The following is a 17,031-nucleotide window of genomic DNA, read 5'->3' on the forward strand; positions in this document are numbered from 1 at the left end:
CCGGAGCAGCCGCGTGACCCACCTCGAGGACCTCCCCACCGACGCCCGCACGACGGCCGCCGGGACCCCGCGCGCCGCCGCGCCCGCGGACCGCACCGACGCCGCGCGCGGCTTCGCCGACCGGCACGTCGGTCCCCGCCCGGGCGACGTCGCGGGCCTGCTCGCGCACGTCGGCGACGGCTGGCCGAGCCTGGACGCGCTGATCGACGCGGCGGTCCCGGCGAGCATCCGCACGGACCGCCCGCTCGCGCTGCCCGAGGCGCGCGGCGAGTCCGAGGTGCTGGCCGCGCTGCGGACGATCGCGGACAAGAACACCGTGCTGACCCAGATGATCGGCCTGGGCTACCACGACACCGTGACGCCGCCGGTGATCCGCCGGAACGTGCTCGAGTCCCCGGCCTGGTACACCGCGTACACGCCCTACCAGCCGGAGATCTCCCAGGGGCGGCTCGAGGCGCTGCTCAACTTCCAGACCGTGGTCGCGGACCTCACCGCGCTGCCGGTCGCCAACGCGTCGCTGCTCGACGAGGCCACCGCGGTCGCCGAGGCGGTCGCGCTCATGCACCGCGCGGCGAAGGGCCGCACGGGCGTCGTCGTGCTGGACGCCGACTGCCTGCCGCAGACCCTCGCGGTGACGGTGGGCCGCGCCGAGGCCGCGGGCCTGGGCGTCCGGGTCGCGGACCTGACCGACGGGCTGCCGGACCTCGGCGACGAGGCGCTGGTCGGCCTCGTGCTCCAGGCGCCCGGCGCGTCCGGCGCCGTCCGGGACCTCGCGCCGCTGATCGCCGCCGCCAAGGACGCGGGCGCGCTGGTCACGGTCGCCGCGGACCTGCTGTCGCTCACGCTGCTCACGCCGCCGGGCGAGCAGGGCGCCGACATCGCGGTCGGCTCGGCCCAGCGGTTCGGCGTCCCGCTGTTCTACGGCGGCCCGCACGCCGCCTACATGGCCGTCCGCACCGGCCTGGAGCGCTCGCTGCCCGGCCGCCTGGTCGGGGTGTCGATCGACGCCGACGGCGCCACCGCGTACCGGCTCGCCCTGCAGACCCGCGAGCAGCACATCCGCCGCGAGAAGGCGACCAGCAACATCTGCACCGCGCAGGCCCTGCTGGCGATCGTCGCCTCGATGTACGCGGTCTACCACGGGCCCGACGGCCTGCGGGAGATCGCCGAGCGGGTGCACGCGCGGGCCGTGGCGCTCGCGGACGGGCTGCGCACCGGCGGCGTGGCCGTCGAGCACGCGCAGTTCTTCGACACCGTCCGCGCCGTGGTGCCGGGCCGGGCGCGCGCCGTGGTCGCCGCCGCGGCCGCCCGCGGGATCAACGTCTGGGCCGCGGACGACGACCACGTCCAGGTGACCTGCGACGAGGTGACCACCGAGGCGCACGTGGCCGAGGTGCTCGCGGCCTTCGGCGACGCCGACGCGGGCGCGCTCGCCACCGGGCACGCCGACGGCCTCGACGCCCCGGCGATCCCGGTCCACCTGCGCCGGACGAGCGACTACCTGACGCACCCGGTGTTCCACCGGCACCGCTCCGAGACCGCGATGCTCCGGTACCTGCGCGCGCTGTCCGACAAGGACCTCGCGCTCGACCGGACGATGATCCCGCTGGGCTCCTGCACGATGAAGCTCAACGCGACGGTCGAGATGGAGGCCATCTCCTGGCCCGGGTTCGCCGGCCTGCACCCGTTCGTACCGGCCGAGCAGGCCGCGGGCTACGCCGAGCTGATCGGCGACCTGACCGGCTGGCTGGCGGAGATCACCGGGTACGCCGCCGTGTCGGTGCAGCCGAACGCGGGCTCGCAGGGCGAGTTCGCCGGGCTGCTCGCGATCCGCGGGTACCACGAGGGCCGGCGGGCCGAGGCGATCGCCGCCGGCGCCGCGCCCGAGGACGTCCCGGTGCGCGACCTCTGCCTGATCCCGGCGTCGGCCCACGGCACCAACGCCGCGTCGGCCGTCCTGGCCGGGATGCGGGTCGTCGTCGTCGCGACCGCCGAGGACGGCTCGGTGCAGCTGGACGACCTGCGGGCGAAGCTCGAGCAGCACGGCCCCCGGGTGGCCGCGATCATGATCACCTACCCGTCGACGCACGGCGTCTACGAGGAGGACGTGCGCGAGGTCTGCGACCTGGTGCACGCCGCGGGCGGCCAGGTCTACATCGACGGCGCCAACCTGAACGCGCTGGTCGGCCTCGCCCGGCCGGGCGAGTTCGGCGGCGACGTCTCGCACCTCAACCTGCACAAGACGTTCTGCATCCCGCACGGCGGCGGCGGCCCCGGCGTCGGCCCGATCGGCGTGGCTGCGCACCTGGTGCCGTACCTGCCGGCGACCGACGCGGTGTGGACGGGGGACGAGGGCCCGCTCGCCGGCGGGGCCGCTCCCGCCGTGTCGGCCGCGCCGTTCGGGTCCGCCGGCATCCTGCCGATCTCCTGGGCGTACGTCGCGCTGATGGGCGGCGACGGCCTGCGCCGCGCCACCGAGACCGCCGTGCTGTCCGCCAACTACCTGGCCTCGCGGCTCGCCCCGCACTTCCCGGTGCTCTACACCGGCCCCGCGGGCCTGGTGGCGCACGAGTGCATCCTCGACCTGCGCGCGATCACCAAGCAGACCGGCGTGACGGCCGAGGACGTCGCCAAGCGGCTGATGGACTACGGCTTCCACGCGCCGACGCTGTCCTTCCCGGTGGCGGGCACGCTGATGGTCGAGCCCACGGAGTCCGAGGACGTCGCGGAGCTCGACCGGTTCGTCGAGGCGATGGTCGCGATCCGCGCCGAGATCGACGCGGTCGCGGCCGGACGCTGGGCGGTCGCCGAGTCGCCGCTGCGGAACGCCCCGCACACCGCGGCGTCGCTCGTCGCGGACGCCTGGGACAAGCCCTACGGCCGCGAGCTCGCGGCCTACCCGGTCGCGGGCCTCCGCGCCGGGAAGTACTGGCCGCCGGTCCGGCGGATCGACGGCGCGCACGGGGACCGGAACCTCGTCTGCGCCTGCCCGCCCATCGAGGCCTACGCCGAGGGAGCCGCGCTGTGACCGAGACGACCACCCCGACCACCGACGACGCGACGGGGGCCGTGCTGTCCCCGCTGCACGCGGAGCACGTCGCGCTCGGCGCCACGATGACGCCGTTCGCCGGCTGGATGATGCCGCTGCGGTACGCCGGCGACCTCGCGGAGCACCAGGCCGTCCGGACCGCGGCCGGGCTGTTCGACCTGTCGCACATGGGCGAGCTGCACGTGGACGGCCCCGGGGCCGGCACCGGCCTCGACCACGCGCTGGTCGGGAACATCTCCGGCCTCGCGGTCGGCCGCGCGCGCTACACGATGATCGTCCAGGAGGACGGCGGCATCCTGGACGACCTGATCGTCTACCGGCTCGCCGACGAGGCCTACCTGGTCGTGGCGAACGCCTCGAACGTCGCCGTGGTCGCCACCGCGCTGGCCGAGCGGCTGGCGCCGTTCGAGGCCTCGCTCACCGACCGGTCGCTGGAGACGGCGCTGATCGCGGTGCAGGGGCCCCGGTCCGCCGAGATCGTCGTCGGTCTCACCGACCCCGCGCACGCCGACGCGGTCCGCGACGTGAAGTACTACGCGGGCGTGCCCGCCACCGTCGGCGGTGTCGAGGCGCTGGTGGCCCGCACGGGCTACACCGGCGAGGACGGCTTCGAGCTGTTCGTGCCGGCCGCCGCCGCACCCGGTCTGTGGCGGGACCTGCTCGCCGCGGGCGCCCCGCTCGGCCTGGTACCCGCCGGGCTCTCGGCCCGCGACAGCCTGCGGCTGGAGGCGGGCATGCCGCTGTACGGCAACGAGCTCGACACCACCACCGCCCCGCACGACGCGGGCCTCGGGCGGGTGGTCCGCCTGGACAAGACGACCGCCGACGGCGAGCCGCTGCCGTTCGTCGGCCGTGCGGCGCTCGCCTCCCGGGCGCACGCGACCCCGTCCCGCGTGCTCGTCGGCCTCGTCGGCTCCGGCCGGCGCGCCGCCCGGCACGGCTACGAGGTCCTGACCTCGACCGCCGAGGACGCCGTCACGGTCGGCCGCGTCACGTCGGGTGCGCCCTCGCCGACGCTGGGCACCCCGATCGCCATGGCCTACGTGACCCCCGAGGTCAGCGCCGAGGGCACGGAGCTCGCGGTCGACGTGCGCGGCCGGCGCGAGCCGGTCCGCGTGGTGCCGCTGCCGTTCTACCGTCGGTCCTGACCGACGGACTCCCGACCACCCCCACCCGCCGGCGAGCGCCCGCTCGCGAGCAGAACCCCGGAGAGCACCATGAGCGACGTCCCCACGCACCTGCAGTACACCGCCGAGCACGAGTGGATCGACGGCGCCGAGCCGGCCACCGTCGGCATCACCAAGAACGCCGCCGACGCGCTCGGCGACATCGTCTACCTCGAGCTGCCGACCGTCGGCAGCGAGATCGCGGCGGGAGCGGTCGTGGGCGAGGTCGAGTCGACCAAGTCCGTGTCCGAGCTGTACTCCCCGGTGGCGGGCACCGTGGTCGAGGTGAACCAGGCCGCGGTCGACGAGCCGTCGGTCGTGAACGGGGACCCCTACGGGGCCGGCTGGCTGTTCCGGGTGGACGTCACGAGCGCCGGCCCGCTGCTGTCCGCCGAGGAGTACGCGGCGACGCTCACGGACTGAGACTCCCCCGGACGGCGGTTAGCCCGTTCGGGTGTTTCTGAGGAGCCTCTCAGGAGACCGCTTGCCGGACGGTGACCTGGGCCTTCGGTCCTAGCACATGGGCGGTCCGTCCCGCATCGTCCGCACGTCCCCGGGAACGGGTGAGAAACCAACTGCGATCGAGGCCGCCACACTTGCCGATCAACACCGGTAGACGGCAGCCGGAGACCCCCAGCAGCCGGGACTCGCCACACGCAGACCGGAGGACAGCATGGCCACCCTGGAGATCGCCCCCACCGCGTCCACCAGCATCCTGGGTGAGCCGCTCACGACGCGTGAGCGGGTCGTCCTCGCCGAGCTGGCGGAGGACGTCACCCTCGAGGACATCGCCCGCAAGCTCTTCGTCACGCGCAACACCGTGAAGTCGCAGGTGCGGTCGGTGTACCGCAAGATCGGCGTCTCCACGCGGGCCGAGGCCGTCGCCTGGGCCCAGGCCGCCGGCATGCGCTGACGCACCGCGACCCCCCTCGCCGGGGGTGACGGGCACCACCAGGGCCGCGACCCCCCTCGCCGGGGGTCGCGGCCCTGCGTCGTCCCCGCACGGGGTCGACGGGGGACGCCCGATGGCATATCGTCAATCGATAACATCGATCTTCGATACGCCTGGGAGGCGCCATGACGACCCGGACACCCTGGTTCACCAGCCGGTCCGACCTGCTGTCCCTGCTCGTGGTGGGCGCCGCCGTGATCGTCTGGCAGGCGATCGGCCTCGTCGCCTCGGTGGTACGCATCCTCCCGAACCGGGACGCCCCTGTGGACGTGATGATCATGGGCGCGACCGTCGACCTCCCGCTGGGGCCCGACGGTGCCGCGGTCGCGGCGACGGTGGACACCGCGACCCTCACGGTGTCGGACCTGCCGGCCGCCACCTACGTGGCGGCGCTCGGTGCCGCCGCGGTGCCGCCGCTCGCCACGATCGGCGTCACCGTGTGCGTGCTGCTGCTGTCCCGGCGGATGCTGGCGGGGCAGTTCTTCTCCCGCACGACCACCCGGCTGATCACGGCGGTGTCGCTGCTGATCGCCGGCGGGTGGGTCGCCTGGTTCGGCTGCTCGGTGCTGGCGTCGAACGGGGTGCTGGCGCAGATCGCCGACCGGGCGGTCATGGAGCAGATCACGTTCCAGGTGTCGTGGACGCCCATCCTCGCGTCCATGGCCGTCGGCGCGCTCGCCGCCGCCTTCCACGCGGGGGAGCGGCTGGAGCGCGAGACCGAGGGCCTGGTCTGATGCCGCCCGAGGACGACGCCGGGCGGATCCACTGCCGGCTGGACGAGCTGCTGGCGGAGCGCGGGATGACGCTCGCCCGGCTCGCCGAGCTGGTGGGCGTGACCGTGGTGAACCTGTCGGTGCTGAAGAACGACCGGGCGCGCGCGATCCGGTTCTCGACCCTGACCGCCGTGTGCGACGTGCTCGGGTGCCAGGTCGGCGACCTGCTCGTCGTCGTGCCGCGCGCCTGACCAGTAGCCTCGACCCCGCGGACCGGCGCTCGGAGCCGGTCCAGCAGGACGAGGGGGACCGATGACGACCGTGCGGACCGGGACGGTGCTCGTGGGTGCGCTGCTGGGTGCCCTGCTGCTCGCCGCCTGCGGCGGCCCGTCGGAGGCCGAGCGGGAGCAGGCGTTCGTCGACGCGATCGCCGAGCACGAGGGCGTCGACCTCAGCGAGGAGTGGCTGGCCCGGGACACCCTCGCGATGGGCAGCCAGCCGTGCCAGGCCATGGCGGGCATCGACGGCGTCGAGGGCGACGGCGGCGAGAGCGCGTTCGCGCGCTGGCTCGCCGAGGACGAGGAGTACGCGCTCGTGGTCTGGGACGCCGCCGTCGAGCACCTGTGTCCCGACCAGGCGGACCGGTACGCGGAGCTGCGCGACCAGGCCGGCGTGGGCTAGCCGGAGGTCGTCGCGCGCAGGACGTGCGCGGCGAGGTCGCGCGCGGACGGGGTCGGTCGCCGGGACCTGGCCCAGACCATCCGGAGCGTGCGGGTGAGGTCGACACCCTCGACCGCGACGCGGACCAGGTCGCCGCGGGCGATCTCGTCGGCGACGGTCAGCCGGGACAGCACGGCCGCGGCACCCCCTCCCCGCACCACGTTCTTCACCGCGGACGTCGACCCGAGCTGCGCGGGCGAGCCGGCGAGCGGGTGACCCGCGGCGGCCAGCGCCTCCTCCAGCACCGCGCGGGTGCCGGACCCGGCCTCGCGGACGGCCAGGGGCGCGCGCGCCAGCTCCGCCGCGGTGACCGGCCGCCGCCGGCGCGCCCACGGGTGGCCCGGCGCGACGACGACGACCAGCTCGTCGTCGCCGACCGGCCGGGCGTCCAGGCCGGCGGCGACGCCCGGGCCCTCGACGAACCCCAGGTCGGCGCGGCCGTGCAGGACCGCGTCCATCACGTCGCGGGAGTTGGCGACCACCAGGTCGACGACCGCCGCCCCGGCGGGCAGCGTCGCCAGCCACCCCGGGACGAGGTACTCGGCGACGCTCAGGCTGGCGGCCACCCGGACCCGGCCCTGCTGGGCGCTGCGCAGCGCCTGCACCTCGCGCTCGAGCGCGTCGGAGGCCGCCAGGACGTCCCGGGCCCGCCCGAGCAGGGCCGTGCCCGACGGGGTCAGCCGCGTGCCGGACGCCGCGCGCGTGACCAGCGTCAGGCCGGTCTGCCGCTCGAGCCGGCGCAGGCCGGTGCTGACCGACGGCTGCGCGAGGCCCAGCGCCCGAGCGGCGCCGGACAGGGAGCCGTGCGCGTCGACCGCGTCCAGCAGCTCGAGGGCGCCGAGCGGGATGCGTCGCGGGAGGACGGGGTCCATAGCCTCAGGCTAGAGCGTGGCAGGCAGGTCGGCGTTCCGCAGCGGCGCGCGGCGCCGGATGCTGGGTGGGTGCTGCCCGCTCCGCCCCCCGCCTCGACCGCTCCGCCCGTCGCCCCTCGCCGCGTGCTCGGCCTCGACCGGGCCGTCGTGCCCGGGCTGGCAGCCGCGCTGCTCGTCGGCGCCGCCTGCCTCGGCCTGACAGCCCTCGTCCCCGTGCTGCCGGGCCTGCTGGTCGCCATCGTGCTCGGCGCCGTCGCCCGGTCCGCGGGGCTGGTCCCGGCGGTGCTCGAGCCGGGGCTCGCGTGGACGGCCCGGCGCGTGCTCCGCGTCGGTGTCGTCCTGCTCGGGCTGCAGCTGTCCGTTCGGGACCTGCTGGGTCTCGGGGCGGGCGAGGCGGTCGTGCTGCTGGCCACGGTGTCCGCGACGTTCGCCGCGACGCTGTGGTTGGGCCGCGTCCTCGGCGTCGGGCGGCGCCTCACGCTGCTCGTCGCGACCGGGTTCTCGATCTGCGGGGCCGCCGCGGTCGCGGCGATGAGCCCCGTCGCGGAGGCCGAGGAGGACGAGGTCGCCACCGCCGTCGCGCTGGTGACGGTCTACGGCAGCCTCGCGATCCTGGTGGTCCCGCTCGCGGCGGGCGCGCTCGGGCTCGCCGACCGGACCGCCGGGCTCTGGGCGGGGATGTCGGTGCACGAGGTCGCCCAGGTGGTGGCCGCGGCGGGGACCGTGTCGGCCGCGGCGCTGTCCGTCGCGGTCGTCGCGAAGCTCGCCCGGGTCGTGCTGCTCGCACCGCTCGTGGCGGGGGTCGGGCTGGTGCGGCGGCGGGCTGGCGCCCGCGGCGGGGACGACGGCGGTGCTGCGGGGGGCGCTCCCGGGCGCCGGCGCGGCGCGGCGCCGCTCGTGCCGCTGTTCGTGGTCGGGTTCGTCGTCGCGGTGGCGGTGCGGTCGGCCGGCCTCGTCCCGGAGGTCGTCCTGCCGGCGGTGAAGCCGGTGACCACGCTGCTCCTCGGGGCGGCGATGACGGCCCTCGGGACGCAGATCCACCTCGGTCGGCTGGTGCGCACCGGTGGGCGCCCGCTGGCGCTCGGCGCGGCGGCGACGGTCGTGGCGATGGCAGTCAGCCTGGCGGGGCTGCTCGCGATCGGCTGACCGCCCGACCGCCCCTGACGAGGAAAGAGTTTCCGCACAGTTCACGCTTGCGTATCGGTCGGTCAGCCGCACCATAATGCGCGTTGACAGGCCTCTCGGCGCGCCGATACGTTGCCGACAACTCGGAAGCGAGCGAAAGGTTTTCTCGACAGTCCGGCGCACGCAGGCGTGCGCCGCATGTCCGTCCTGGCATCCGTTTCACGGTCTCAGCCGTGCCCGGGCGGTGCGCCCGAGGGTCGCGTCCAGCGCGCCCCTGACGCCCCGTGCCCAGGAGGTCCTGCCGTCATGCCCGTCACCGCCCGGAGGTCCGGCCGAGGGGGTGCCGCCCCCGTGCGGCGGCTCCTGTACTCCCAGCGGCTCGCGCCGTACCTGTTCATCCTGCCGTTCGTGGCCACGCTGGCGCTGTTCTGGATCATCCCGGTCGCCCGGTCGGTCGTGATGTCGACGCAGGAGGTCCTCTACGGCCAGACCACCTCGGTCGGCCTCGACAACTACGCCCGCCTGTGGAACGACAGCGTCTTCTGGACCGCGATGTTCAACAGCGCGCGGTACATGGTCCTGACGCTGGCGCTCCTCATCCCGATCCCGATGCTCCTCGCGGCCGTGGTGAACTCCCGGATCGGCAGCCCGCGGGTCAAGGCGTTCTTCAAGGCGTCGCTCTTCGTCCCCGCGCTCACCTCGGTGGTGGTCGCCGGCCTGGTGTTCCGGCTCATGTTCTCCGAGTCGGAGAACGCGGTGATGAACCAGGTGCTGCAGCTGGTCGGGCTCGGGCCCGTCCGGTGGCTGCGCGAGGACCTCACCGGGCTGGCGGCGCTCCTGGCGCTCGCCGTCTGGCGATGGACCGGCGTCAACACCATGTACTTCATCGCCGGGATGCAGTCGATCCCCGGCGAGTACTACGAGGCGGCGTCGATCGACGGCGCGAACAAGCGCCAGCAGTTCCTGCGGATCACGGTGCCGAACCTCCGGCCGACGATGGTCTACGTCACCACCATCAGCGTGTACGGCGGCCTCGCGATGTTCCTCGAGAGCTTCATGCTCTACGGCGGGAACGCGTCCCCCAACAACCAGGGCCTGACCGTCGTCGGCTACCTCTACCGCCGGGGCATCGAGCAGAACGACCTCGGGTTCGCGTCCGCCGTCGGGATCGTGCTGCTCGTCGTGGTCATGGCGATCAACATCACGCAGCTGACGCTCTCCGGCACCTTCAAGAAGGAGCACGTGCGATGACCGCGGCCCCCGCGCGCCCCCGCCCCGCGTCCCCCGCCCCGCCCGCGCCCGGCGCGGGTCGCCGCCGGCCCGCCCCGCGCGGCGCCCGGGCGCTGTCGGCCCTGCAGTCGGCCGCGCTCATCGCGATCGCCCTCGTCGCGCTCGTCCCGCTCGCCGCGATCCTCGTCGCCACGTTCCAGTCGGGCGCCGACATCATGCGCGGCGGGATCACGCTCGCCGTCGACCCGGCGACGCTCAGCCTGGACAACTGGACGATGCTGTTCACCGACTCCGGGCCGTACTTCCGGTGGTTCGCCAACTCGCTCGTCGTGACGGTGGTCCAGGTCGTCGGGACGCTGCTCGTGAGCTCGTTCGTGGCCTACGGCTTCGCGATGTACGACTTCCGCGGCCGCACCCCGCTCTTCATCGCGGTGCTCGCCATCATGGCCGTCCCGTTCGAGATGGTGATGCTGCCGCTCTACGTCCAGGTGAACGAGATGGGGCTCGCCGACACCTACGCGGTCATCGTGATCCCGTTCCTGGCCGCGGCGGTGACGATCTTCTTCTTCCGGCAGTACTTCCTCGGGGTGCCCCGGGAGATCCTCGAGGCCGGCCGCGTCGACGGCGTCACGGAGTTCGGCATCTTCTTCCGGCTCGTCCTCCCGATCGCGCGCCCCGCGATCGCCGCCATGGCGATCCTCAACGGGATGATGTGCTGGAACAACCTGCTGTGGCCGCTCCTCGTGCTGCGCTCCTCCGAGAAGTTCACGCTGCCGATCGGGTTGAACACCCTCATCACGCCGTACGCGAACAACTACGGCCTCCTCATCGTCGGGTCGTTCTTCTCGCTCGTCCCGATCCTGGTCCTCTTCCTCGCCTTCCAGCGGTTCTTCGTGGAGGGAATGACCGCGGGCGCCGTCAAGGGCTGACCCGTGCGACGCAGACAAAGGAGAAGCAGAATGTCACGAACAAGGACGACGGCGTCCGCGGTGACCGGTGCGATGGTGCTCGCCGCGTGCCTCGCGTGCGGGACCGGGGGCGGGGCGGACGGCCCGCGGGACGCCCCGAGCGACGCGGACGGCTCGACGCCGGTGGAGATGTGGATCTTCGGCGAGCTGCACGGGGTGCTGTACGAGCAGATGGCGGACCGGTGGAACGAGCTGAACCCGGACCGTGCGATCGATCTCCGCCTCACCGTGTACCCCTACCAGGACATGCACAACAAGCTGCAGCTCGCGGCCAACTCCGGCACCGGCATGCCGGACCTGGTCGACATCGAGGTGACGAAGTTCGCCAACTTCGTCCGCGGCGACACCCCGCCGCTCATGGACCTGTCCGCCGTCGCCGAGCCCTACCGCGAGGACGTGGTCGAGGCGCGGCTCGACCTGTACAGCCGCGGCGACGCGGTCTACGGGCTGCCGACCCACGTCGGCGCGTTCGTCACGTTCTACAACACCGAGCTGCTCGACGAGGCGGGCGTCGACTACTCGACCATCACCACCTGGGACGACTTCGCCGCAGCGGGGGCGGAGTACAGCGCCGCCACGGGGCGGGCGTTCGGCACGGCGAACACCGACGTGTTCTTCGTGGAGCCGCTGGTGATCGCCCAGAACGGCGGCGAGCTGTTCGCCGAGGACGGCACGGTCCAGGTCGACGACCCGGTCGTGGTCGAGTCCTTCGAGATGATGCAGGCCATGGTCGACGCAGGCGCGATCTCGCCGATCCCGGGATCGAGCCCCGACGACGAGGAGGCGTACGGGGCCATCGCGCGCGGCGACTACGCCGCGATCGTCTACCCCGCCTGGTACACCTCGCGGTTCGTCGACTACATGCCCGACCTCGCGGGGAAGATCGCCATCGCGCCCGCGCCGGTCGTGCCCGGGTCGGACACGCTGACGATCGGCGGCGGGGGCACCGGCACGGCGGTCGCGGCGGACTCGCCCGTCCGTGACCTGGCGGCCGAGTGGCTCGGGTTCGCCAAGCTCTCCCCGGAGGCCAACGTCGCCGTGTGGGAGGTGCTCGGGTTCGACCCCGTGAACATGGCGGTGTGGGAGGACGAGGAGGTCACCCGGAACCCGGAGAACCAGTTCAACCAGTACTTCACGACCAACCTGTTCGACGTGCTGAACGAGGTCAAGGACGGCATCGGGCACTTCGAGTCGTTCGCCAGCCCCGACCTGCCGGCGGTGAACAGCCGGTTCGGCACCGTGACGCTCACCGAGATCTACGAGTCCGGCGTGCCGGCGCGCGAGGCGCTGGAGCACGCGCAGCGCGAGCTCAAGAACGAGCTGCGGCAGGGCTGAGCTCCGCCCGACGGATCCACTCGCACCGACGCGCGCGGGCGTGCCGGTGCGAGTGGATCCATCGCGCGGGCCACGGCCGTGTCACGCGCGCGACACGCGCGCCTGGGACACTGGGCGGCATGACCCGCCCCGTCCTCGTCGTCGCCGCCGCGCTGGTCGACGACCTCGCCGCCCCGGGCGCCCTGCTGGCGGCCCGCCGCCGCGCGCCCGTGAGCCTCGCGGGCCGGTGGGAGTTCCCCGGCGGCAAGGTGGAGCCGGGCGAGTCCCCCGAGGACGCCGTGCACCGGGAGATCCGCGAGGAGCTGGGCGTCGCCGTCGAGCTCGGCACGGAGCTCGTCGGACCCGACGACGGCGCCTGGTGGCTCAGCGAGCGGTACGTGATGCGGCTCTGGCTGGCCCGCGTGACCGCCGGCGAGCCGCGGCCGCTGGTCGAGCACGACGACCTGCGCTGGCTGCCGCGCGGGCAGTGGCTCACGGTGCCCTGGCTGGACGCGGACGTGCGGATCGTGGAGGCGCTGTCGGCGGCGACGGACCCGGCGGGCACCGCTCGGCGCACCGCCTGACCTGCGGGTTCATCCGTCAGCGAACACGTCCCGCTCGATCTGGCACTCGCACCTCTCGAGTGCTAGAACATCTCTCGTAGCCCTCCTGGCGCGGCAGCGCCGGGGCAGCAGCGGTCCCGGACCGTCCGGACCGCCGTGACGCTTCGAGGAGGTGACGGGCTGTGGCTACGCGATTCGACCCGTTTCAGGAGATGGACCGGCTGATGAACCAGGTCCTCGGCCAGCAGCGAGCGTCGGCGACCATGCCGATGGACCTGTTCCGCTCGGGCGACCACTACGTCCTGAGCGTCGACCTGCCGGGCGCCGACCCCGGCTCGATCGACGTGAACGTCGACGACCGCACCCTGACGATCCGCGCGCAGCGCACCGCGCGGACGGAGGACGGGGTGCAGTGGCTCGCCAAGGAGCGCCCGGTCGGGACCTACGCGCGGCAGCTCACCGTCGGCCGCGGGCTCGACCTGGACGCCATCACCGCGTCGTACGCGGACGGCGTGCTCAGCCTGACCATCCCCGTGGCCGAGGAGGCCAAGCCGCGCCGCATCGAGGTCAGCACCGGTGGGACGCCGGCGACCATCGAGGCGGGCGCCGACGCCGCTCCGCAGGAGCGTGCGAGCGCCTGACCGGCGACGCGGCTGCACGACAACCGCCCCGGCCCCCTGCGTGGGGGACCGGGGCGGTCGCGCGTCCGGGTCGCGCCCGGGCCGGCGGCGCGTCAGGCCGTCGGCACCGCCAGCGACGCGCGCACCGTCCGGGTGGCGGCCAGGACGTGCTGGAGCGACGGGGTGACCTCGGCGTACCGGCGGGTCTTGAGGCCGCAGTCCGGGTTCACCCAGAGCTGCGCCGGGTCGACGACGCGCACCGCCTCGGTGAGGAGCTCGGTCACCTCGGCCTCGCTCGGCACGCGCGGCGAGTGGATGTCGTAGACACCCGGGCCGATGCCCCGCGGGTAGCCCTCGGACGCGATGTCGCCGAGGATCTCCATCTTCGACCGGGCCGCCTCGATCGACGTCACGTCGGCGTCCAGGCCGTCGATCGCCCCGAAGATCTCGCCGAACTCCGAGTAGCAGAGGTGCGTGTGGATCTGGGTGTCGGGGCGCACGCCCGAGGTCGCGAGCCGGAACGAGCGCACCGACCAGTCGAGGTAGGCGTCGTGGTCGGCGGCGCGCAGCGGCAGCAGCTCCCGCAGCGCGGGCTCGTCGACCTGGACGATCGCGGTGCCCGCGGCCTCGAGGTCGGCGATCTCGTCCCGCAGGGCGAGGGCCACCTGGTTGGCGGTGTCGGCCAGCGGCTGGTCGTCGCGGACGAAGGACCACGCCAGGATCGTCACCGGGCCGGTCAGCATGCCCTTCACCGGCTTGGCGGTGAGCGACTGCGTGTACGTCGTCCACGGCACCGTGATCGGCGCCGGCCGGGACACGTCGCCCCACAGGATCGACGGGCGGGTGCAGCGCGAGCCGTACGACTGGACCCAGCCGTTGGCGGTGACCGCGAACCCGTCCAGGTTCTCGGCGAAGTACTGCACCATGTCGTTGCGCTCGGGCTCGCCGTGCACGAGCACGTCGAGGCCGATCTCCTCCTGCAGCTCGACGACCCGGCGGATCTCCGCCTTCATCTCGTCCTCGTACTGCGCGGCGGTGAGCTCGCCGCGACCGAACGCGGCGCGGGCCACGCGGATCTCGGGCGTCTGCGGGAACGAGCCGATCGTCGTGGTCGGCAGCGCGGGGAGCTGCAGACGCTCGGCCTGCGCGACCCGGCGCCCCTCGAAGTCGCCGCGGTGGAACGCGTCGGCAGGCAGCCCGGTGAGCCGGTCCCGGACCTCCGGCCGCACGACGCCCGGCGCCGCGGCGCGGGACCGGCGCGCGTCGGCCGCGGCGAGCAGCTCGGCGAGCACGGCCTCGCGACCCTCGGTCAGGCCGGTCGCGAGCGTGACGACCTCGGCGACCTTCTGGTCCGCGAACGCCAGCCAGGAGCGCAGCGTCGGGTCGAGCTGCGGCTCGTCCTCGACGTCGTGCGGGACGTGGAACAGCGACGTCGACGTGGCGACGGCGACCTGCCGGGCGCCGAGGCCCTCCAGCGACTCGAGCGAGCCGAGCGCGGCGTCGAGGTCCGCACGCCAGATGTTGTGGCCGTCGACCACGCCACCGACGAGCACCTTCGACGCCAGGCCCTCGACGGGGCCGGCGGGCAGCGCGCCGCGGACCAGGTCGAGCGCGAGGCCCTCGACGTCGGTGCCGGCCAGCACCGGCAGGGCGTCCTGGAGGTCGCCGTACGGCGCGGCGACCAGGATCGCGGGGCGCTCGGAGGCGGGCAGGTCGGTCGCCAGGGCGCGGTACGCCTCGGCGGCCGCCGCGAGCAGCCGGTCGGCCGGGACGCCGGTCGAGTCGGAGACCAGGGCGGGCTCGTCCAGCTGCACCCAGGTGGCGCCGGCGCGGGCCAGGTCGCGGAGCAGCGCGGCGTACACCGGCAGCACGTCGGCGAGCCGGTCGATCGGCAGGAAGTCCTCGGGCGAGCCCTCGGCGGCCTTGGCCAGCGCGAGGAACGTCACCGGGCCGACCAGCACCGGGCGAGTGAGCACGCCGTCCGCGAGGCCCTCCGCGAGCTCGCGCACCGGGCGGTCGCTGGCGTACCGGAACGGCGTCGCCGGGCCGATCTCCGGGACGAGGTAGTGGTAGTTCGAGTCGAACCACTTCGTCATCTCGAGCGGCAGGTCGTCGCCGCGGCCGCGGGCCACGGTCGAGTACCCCGCGAGGTCGAGGCCGCCGTCGGCGGCGAGCAGGTCGGCGAACCGCTCGGGCACGGCGCCGAGGACCGCGGCCGCGTCGAGGACGTGGTCGTAGAACGAGAAGGCGCTCGGGATCGCGGGCAGCCGGGTGTCCAATCCGAGCTCGGCCAGGCGGGTGCGGGTCCGGCGGCGCAGGTCGGCGGCGGTGGCCTCGACCTCCTCGGCGCTCGCGCGGCCGGCCCAGAACGCCTCGAGGGCCTTCTTCAGCTCGCGGCGCGGGCCGATCCGGGGGTAGCCCAGGACGGTGCCGGCGGGGAACGGGTGGGTCAGGTCGGTCATCTCTCGCCTCAGCTGGTGGGAACGGGGGTCGGGTTGGTCGTGGGGGCGGACGCGGCGGCGGCCGGCTCGAGGCCGACGCGCAGGTGCGCGCGGGGGGCGTCGCCGCCCAGTCCCGCGCCGTCCAGCAGGTCGAGCGCCGGGCCGTGGGCGTTGAACGTGTAGAGGTGCACGCCGGGCGCGCCGCCGTCGAGGACGGCGTTCACCAGGTCGACGCCCAGGCGGGTGCCCAGGCGGTGCCGCGCCGCGACCTCTGCCGGGTCGTCGGCGTCGAAGGCGTCGAGCCGCGCGAGCAGGGTGTCCGGGACGGGCACGCCCGTCAGCTGCGCCACGCGACGGAGCCGGGCCGGGTCGGTGGTGGGGATGACGCCCGGGAGGATCGGGATCGTGACGCCGGCGTCGCGCGCCAGGGCCACGAGCTCGAGGTACGAGCCGGCGTCGTAGAACACCTGGGTGATCGCGAAGTCCGCGCCGGCCCGCTGCTTGGCGAGCAGGGCCGCGACGTCCTGCTCCCGGGTGCTGCCGGCCCCCGCGTTGCCGCGCGGGAACGCCGCCACGGCGACGGACAGCGGCCGGGTGGCGGCGCGCACCGCCTGCGCCGGGCTGCTGGCGCACCGCCGCCGCTCGACGTCCCGCAGCAGCTCCACGAGGGCGCTCGCGGTCGGGAGGCCCTCGGGGTGCGGCTCCCAGGAGCGGTCGGCGGGCGGGTCGCCGCGCAGGGCCAGGAACGACCGTACGCCCTCGTCGAGGAACTCCTCGATCGTCGCCGCGAGGTCCTCGCGCGAGCTGGCGACGCAGGTGAGGTGCGCGATCGGGGTCAGCGAGGTCTCGCGCAGCAGCCGCCGGACGAGCTGTCGGGTCGTGGTCCGGGTGCTGCCCGAGGCGCCGTACGTGACGGAGACGAAGTCGGGGCGGGCCGCGGCGAGCTGCTGCACCGTCGACCACAGCCGGGGCGCGGCGTCCGGGTTCCGCGGCGGGAACAGCTCGAACGACACGGTCGGGCGGTCCACGGCCCCGAGGCCGTCCGGCACGGCGGTGCCCGCGAGGTGCGCAGGTGCGTCGTGACTGCTCATCGTCAGCTCCATCGAACCTGGCGGAAGCACCCGCACCCTCGGTGAGGAGGGGGGTTGCTGCGACGTCGACGAGCCAGGTCTCTCGGTCGCTCTGGATGGGTGCCGCCACACTAGGCCCGGCGGCCGTCGCCGTCCACTGCCCCTGACGCGTCATCTTTCGGTGACCGGGCTCACACCGTGGATCCGCCGTCGCGCCCGCGGCCGGGC

At 74.4% G+C, this 17,031-nt stretch carries 16 protein-coding genes and 1 riboswitch; of the genes, 13 read left to right on the plus strand and 3 right to left on the minus strand.

The features are described from left to right. Positions 1 to 13: 13 nt before the first annotated feature. The 7 genes from gcvP to KVT14_RS03495 all read left to right on the plus strand — a co-directional run bounded on the left by gcvP (position 14) and on the right by KVT14_RS03495 (position 6,561). The gene (gcvP, locus tag KVT14_RS03465; protein ID WP_217614375.1) at positions 14 to 3,028 is read left to right on the plus strand and encodes an aminomethyl-transferring glycine dehydrogenase; all 3,015 of its coding nucleotides are present in this window, start codon (positions 14 to 16) and stop codon (positions 3,026 to 3,028) included. Further along, a complete protein-coding gene (gene gcvT, locus KVT14_RS03470; RefSeq protein WP_308160867.1) occupies positions 3,025 to 4,197 on the plus strand; it encodes a glycine cleavage system aminomethyltransferase GcvT in 1,173 nt (390 codons plus the stop codon). The genes gcvP and gcvT overlap by 4 nt, the downstream gene beginning before the upstream one ends. Positions 4,198 to 4,266: 69 nt before the next feature. After that, positions 4,267 to 4,638: a glycine cleavage system protein GcvH gene (gene gcvH, locus KVT14_RS03475; protein ID WP_217614376.1), complete on the plus strand. Its 372-nt coding sequence runs from the start codon at positions 4,267 to 4,269 to the stop codon at positions 4,636 to 4,638. Between the two features lie 250 nt (positions 4,639 to 4,888). Then, positions 4,889 to 5,128 (plus strand): helix-turn-helix transcriptional regulator, encoded by a 240-nt coding sequence (locus KVT14_RS03480; RefSeq protein WP_147795137.1) that lies wholly within the window; start codon positions 4,889 to 4,891, stop codon positions 5,126 to 5,128. Positions 5,129 to 5,292: 164 nt separating this feature from the next. Continuing rightward, complete coding sequence (locus KVT14_RS03485; RefSeq protein ID WP_217614377.1) at positions 5,293 to 5,901, plus strand: hypothetical protein; 609 nt, start codon at positions 5,293 to 5,295, stop codon at positions 5,899 to 5,901. Next, positions 5,901 to 6,131, plus strand: coding sequence for a helix-turn-helix transcriptional regulator (locus KVT14_RS03490; RefSeq protein WP_217614378.1), 231 nt, complete (start codon positions 5,901 to 5,903; stop codon positions 6,129 to 6,131). Before KVT14_RS03485 ends, KVT14_RS03490 begins: the two co-directional genes overlap by 1 nt. 61 nt (positions 6,132 to 6,192) lie before the next feature. Continuing rightward, positions 6,193 to 6,561: a hypothetical protein gene (locus KVT14_RS03495; RefSeq protein WP_217614379.1), complete on the plus strand. Its 369-nt coding sequence runs from the start codon at positions 6,193 to 6,195 to the stop codon at positions 6,559 to 6,561. On the opposite strand, the gene KVT14_RS03500 is transcribed toward KVT14_RS03495, so the two are convergent. Continuing rightward, positions 6,558 to 7,472 (minus strand): LysR family transcriptional regulator, encoded by a 915-nt coding sequence (locus KVT14_RS03500; protein WP_217614380.1) that lies wholly within the window; start codon positions 7,470 to 7,472, stop codon positions 6,558 to 6,560. The two genes, KVT14_RS03495 and KVT14_RS03500, sit on opposite strands and share 4 nt — an antisense overlap. A 123-nt stretch (positions 7,473 to 7,595) precedes the next feature. Between KVT14_RS03500 and KVT14_RS03505 the strand changes: the two genes are divergently transcribed. The 6 genes from KVT14_RS03505 to KVT14_RS03530 all read left to right on the plus strand — a co-directional run bounded on the left by KVT14_RS03505 (position 7,596) and on the right by KVT14_RS03530 (position 13,313). Continuing rightward, positions 7,596 to 8,618 carry a YeiH family protein gene (locus KVT14_RS03505; protein WP_217614381.1) on the plus strand — a complete coding sequence of 341 codons (1,023 nt, stop codon included), beginning with the start codon at positions 7,596 to 7,598 and terminating at the stop codon, positions 8,616 to 8,618. A gap of 285 nt (positions 8,619 to 8,903) precedes the next feature. Further along, entirely contained in the window at positions 8,904 to 9,848 is a 945-nt protein-coding gene (locus KVT14_RS03510; protein WP_254630315.1) for a carbohydrate ABC transporter permease, read from the plus strand. Next, positions 9,845 to 10,756, plus strand: coding sequence for a carbohydrate ABC transporter permease (locus KVT14_RS03515; RefSeq protein ID WP_217614382.1), 912 nt, complete (start codon positions 9,845 to 9,847; stop codon positions 10,754 to 10,756). The genes KVT14_RS03510 and KVT14_RS03515 overlap by 4 nt, the downstream gene beginning before the upstream one ends. A gap of 30 nt (positions 10,757 to 10,786) precedes the next feature. Then, complete coding sequence (locus tag KVT14_RS03520; RefSeq protein WP_254630316.1) at positions 10,787 to 12,130, plus strand: ABC transporter substrate-binding protein; 1,344 nt, start codon at positions 10,787 to 10,789, stop codon at positions 12,128 to 12,130. A gap of 119 nt (positions 12,131 to 12,249) precedes the next feature. Beyond that, positions 12,250 to 12,693: a (deoxy)nucleoside triphosphate pyrophosphohydrolase gene (locus KVT14_RS03525; protein WP_217614383.1), complete on the plus strand. Its 444-nt coding sequence runs from the start codon at positions 12,250 to 12,252 to the stop codon at positions 12,691 to 12,693. A gap of 161 nt (positions 12,694 to 12,854) precedes the next feature. Further along, positions 12,855 to 13,313, plus strand: a complete 459-nt coding sequence (locus KVT14_RS03530; RefSeq protein WP_147795146.1) for an Hsp20/alpha crystallin family protein — start codon at positions 12,855 to 12,857, stop codon at positions 13,311 to 13,313. Positions 13,314 to 13,405: 92 nt separating this feature from the next. On the opposite strand, the gene metE is transcribed toward KVT14_RS03530, so the two are convergent. Together metE and KVT14_RS03540 are read right to left on the minus strand one after the other, a co-directional pair. Then, positions 13,406 to 15,754 (minus strand): 5-methyltetrahydropteroyltriglutamate--homocysteine S-methyltransferase, encoded by a 2,349-nt coding sequence (metE, locus tag KVT14_RS03535; protein WP_217614384.1) that lies wholly within the window; start codon positions 15,752 to 15,754, stop codon positions 13,406 to 13,408. Positions 15,755 to 15,762: 8 nt separating this feature from the next. Next, positions 15,763 to 16,824 (minus strand): methylenetetrahydrofolate reductase, encoded by a 1,062-nt coding sequence (locus KVT14_RS03540; RefSeq protein ID WP_254630317.1) that lies wholly within the window; start codon positions 16,822 to 16,824, stop codon positions 15,763 to 15,765. After that, positions 16,818 to 16,926, minus strand: a riboswitch (SAM riboswitch). (Overlaps the previous gene by 7 nt.) Positions 16,927 to 17,031: the final 105 nt, after the last annotated feature.

This window comes from Cellulomonas sp. GbtcB1 (assembly GCF_019091725.1).
GTDB lineage: Bacteria > Actinomycetota > Actinomycetes > Actinomycetales > Cellulomonadaceae > Cellulomonas.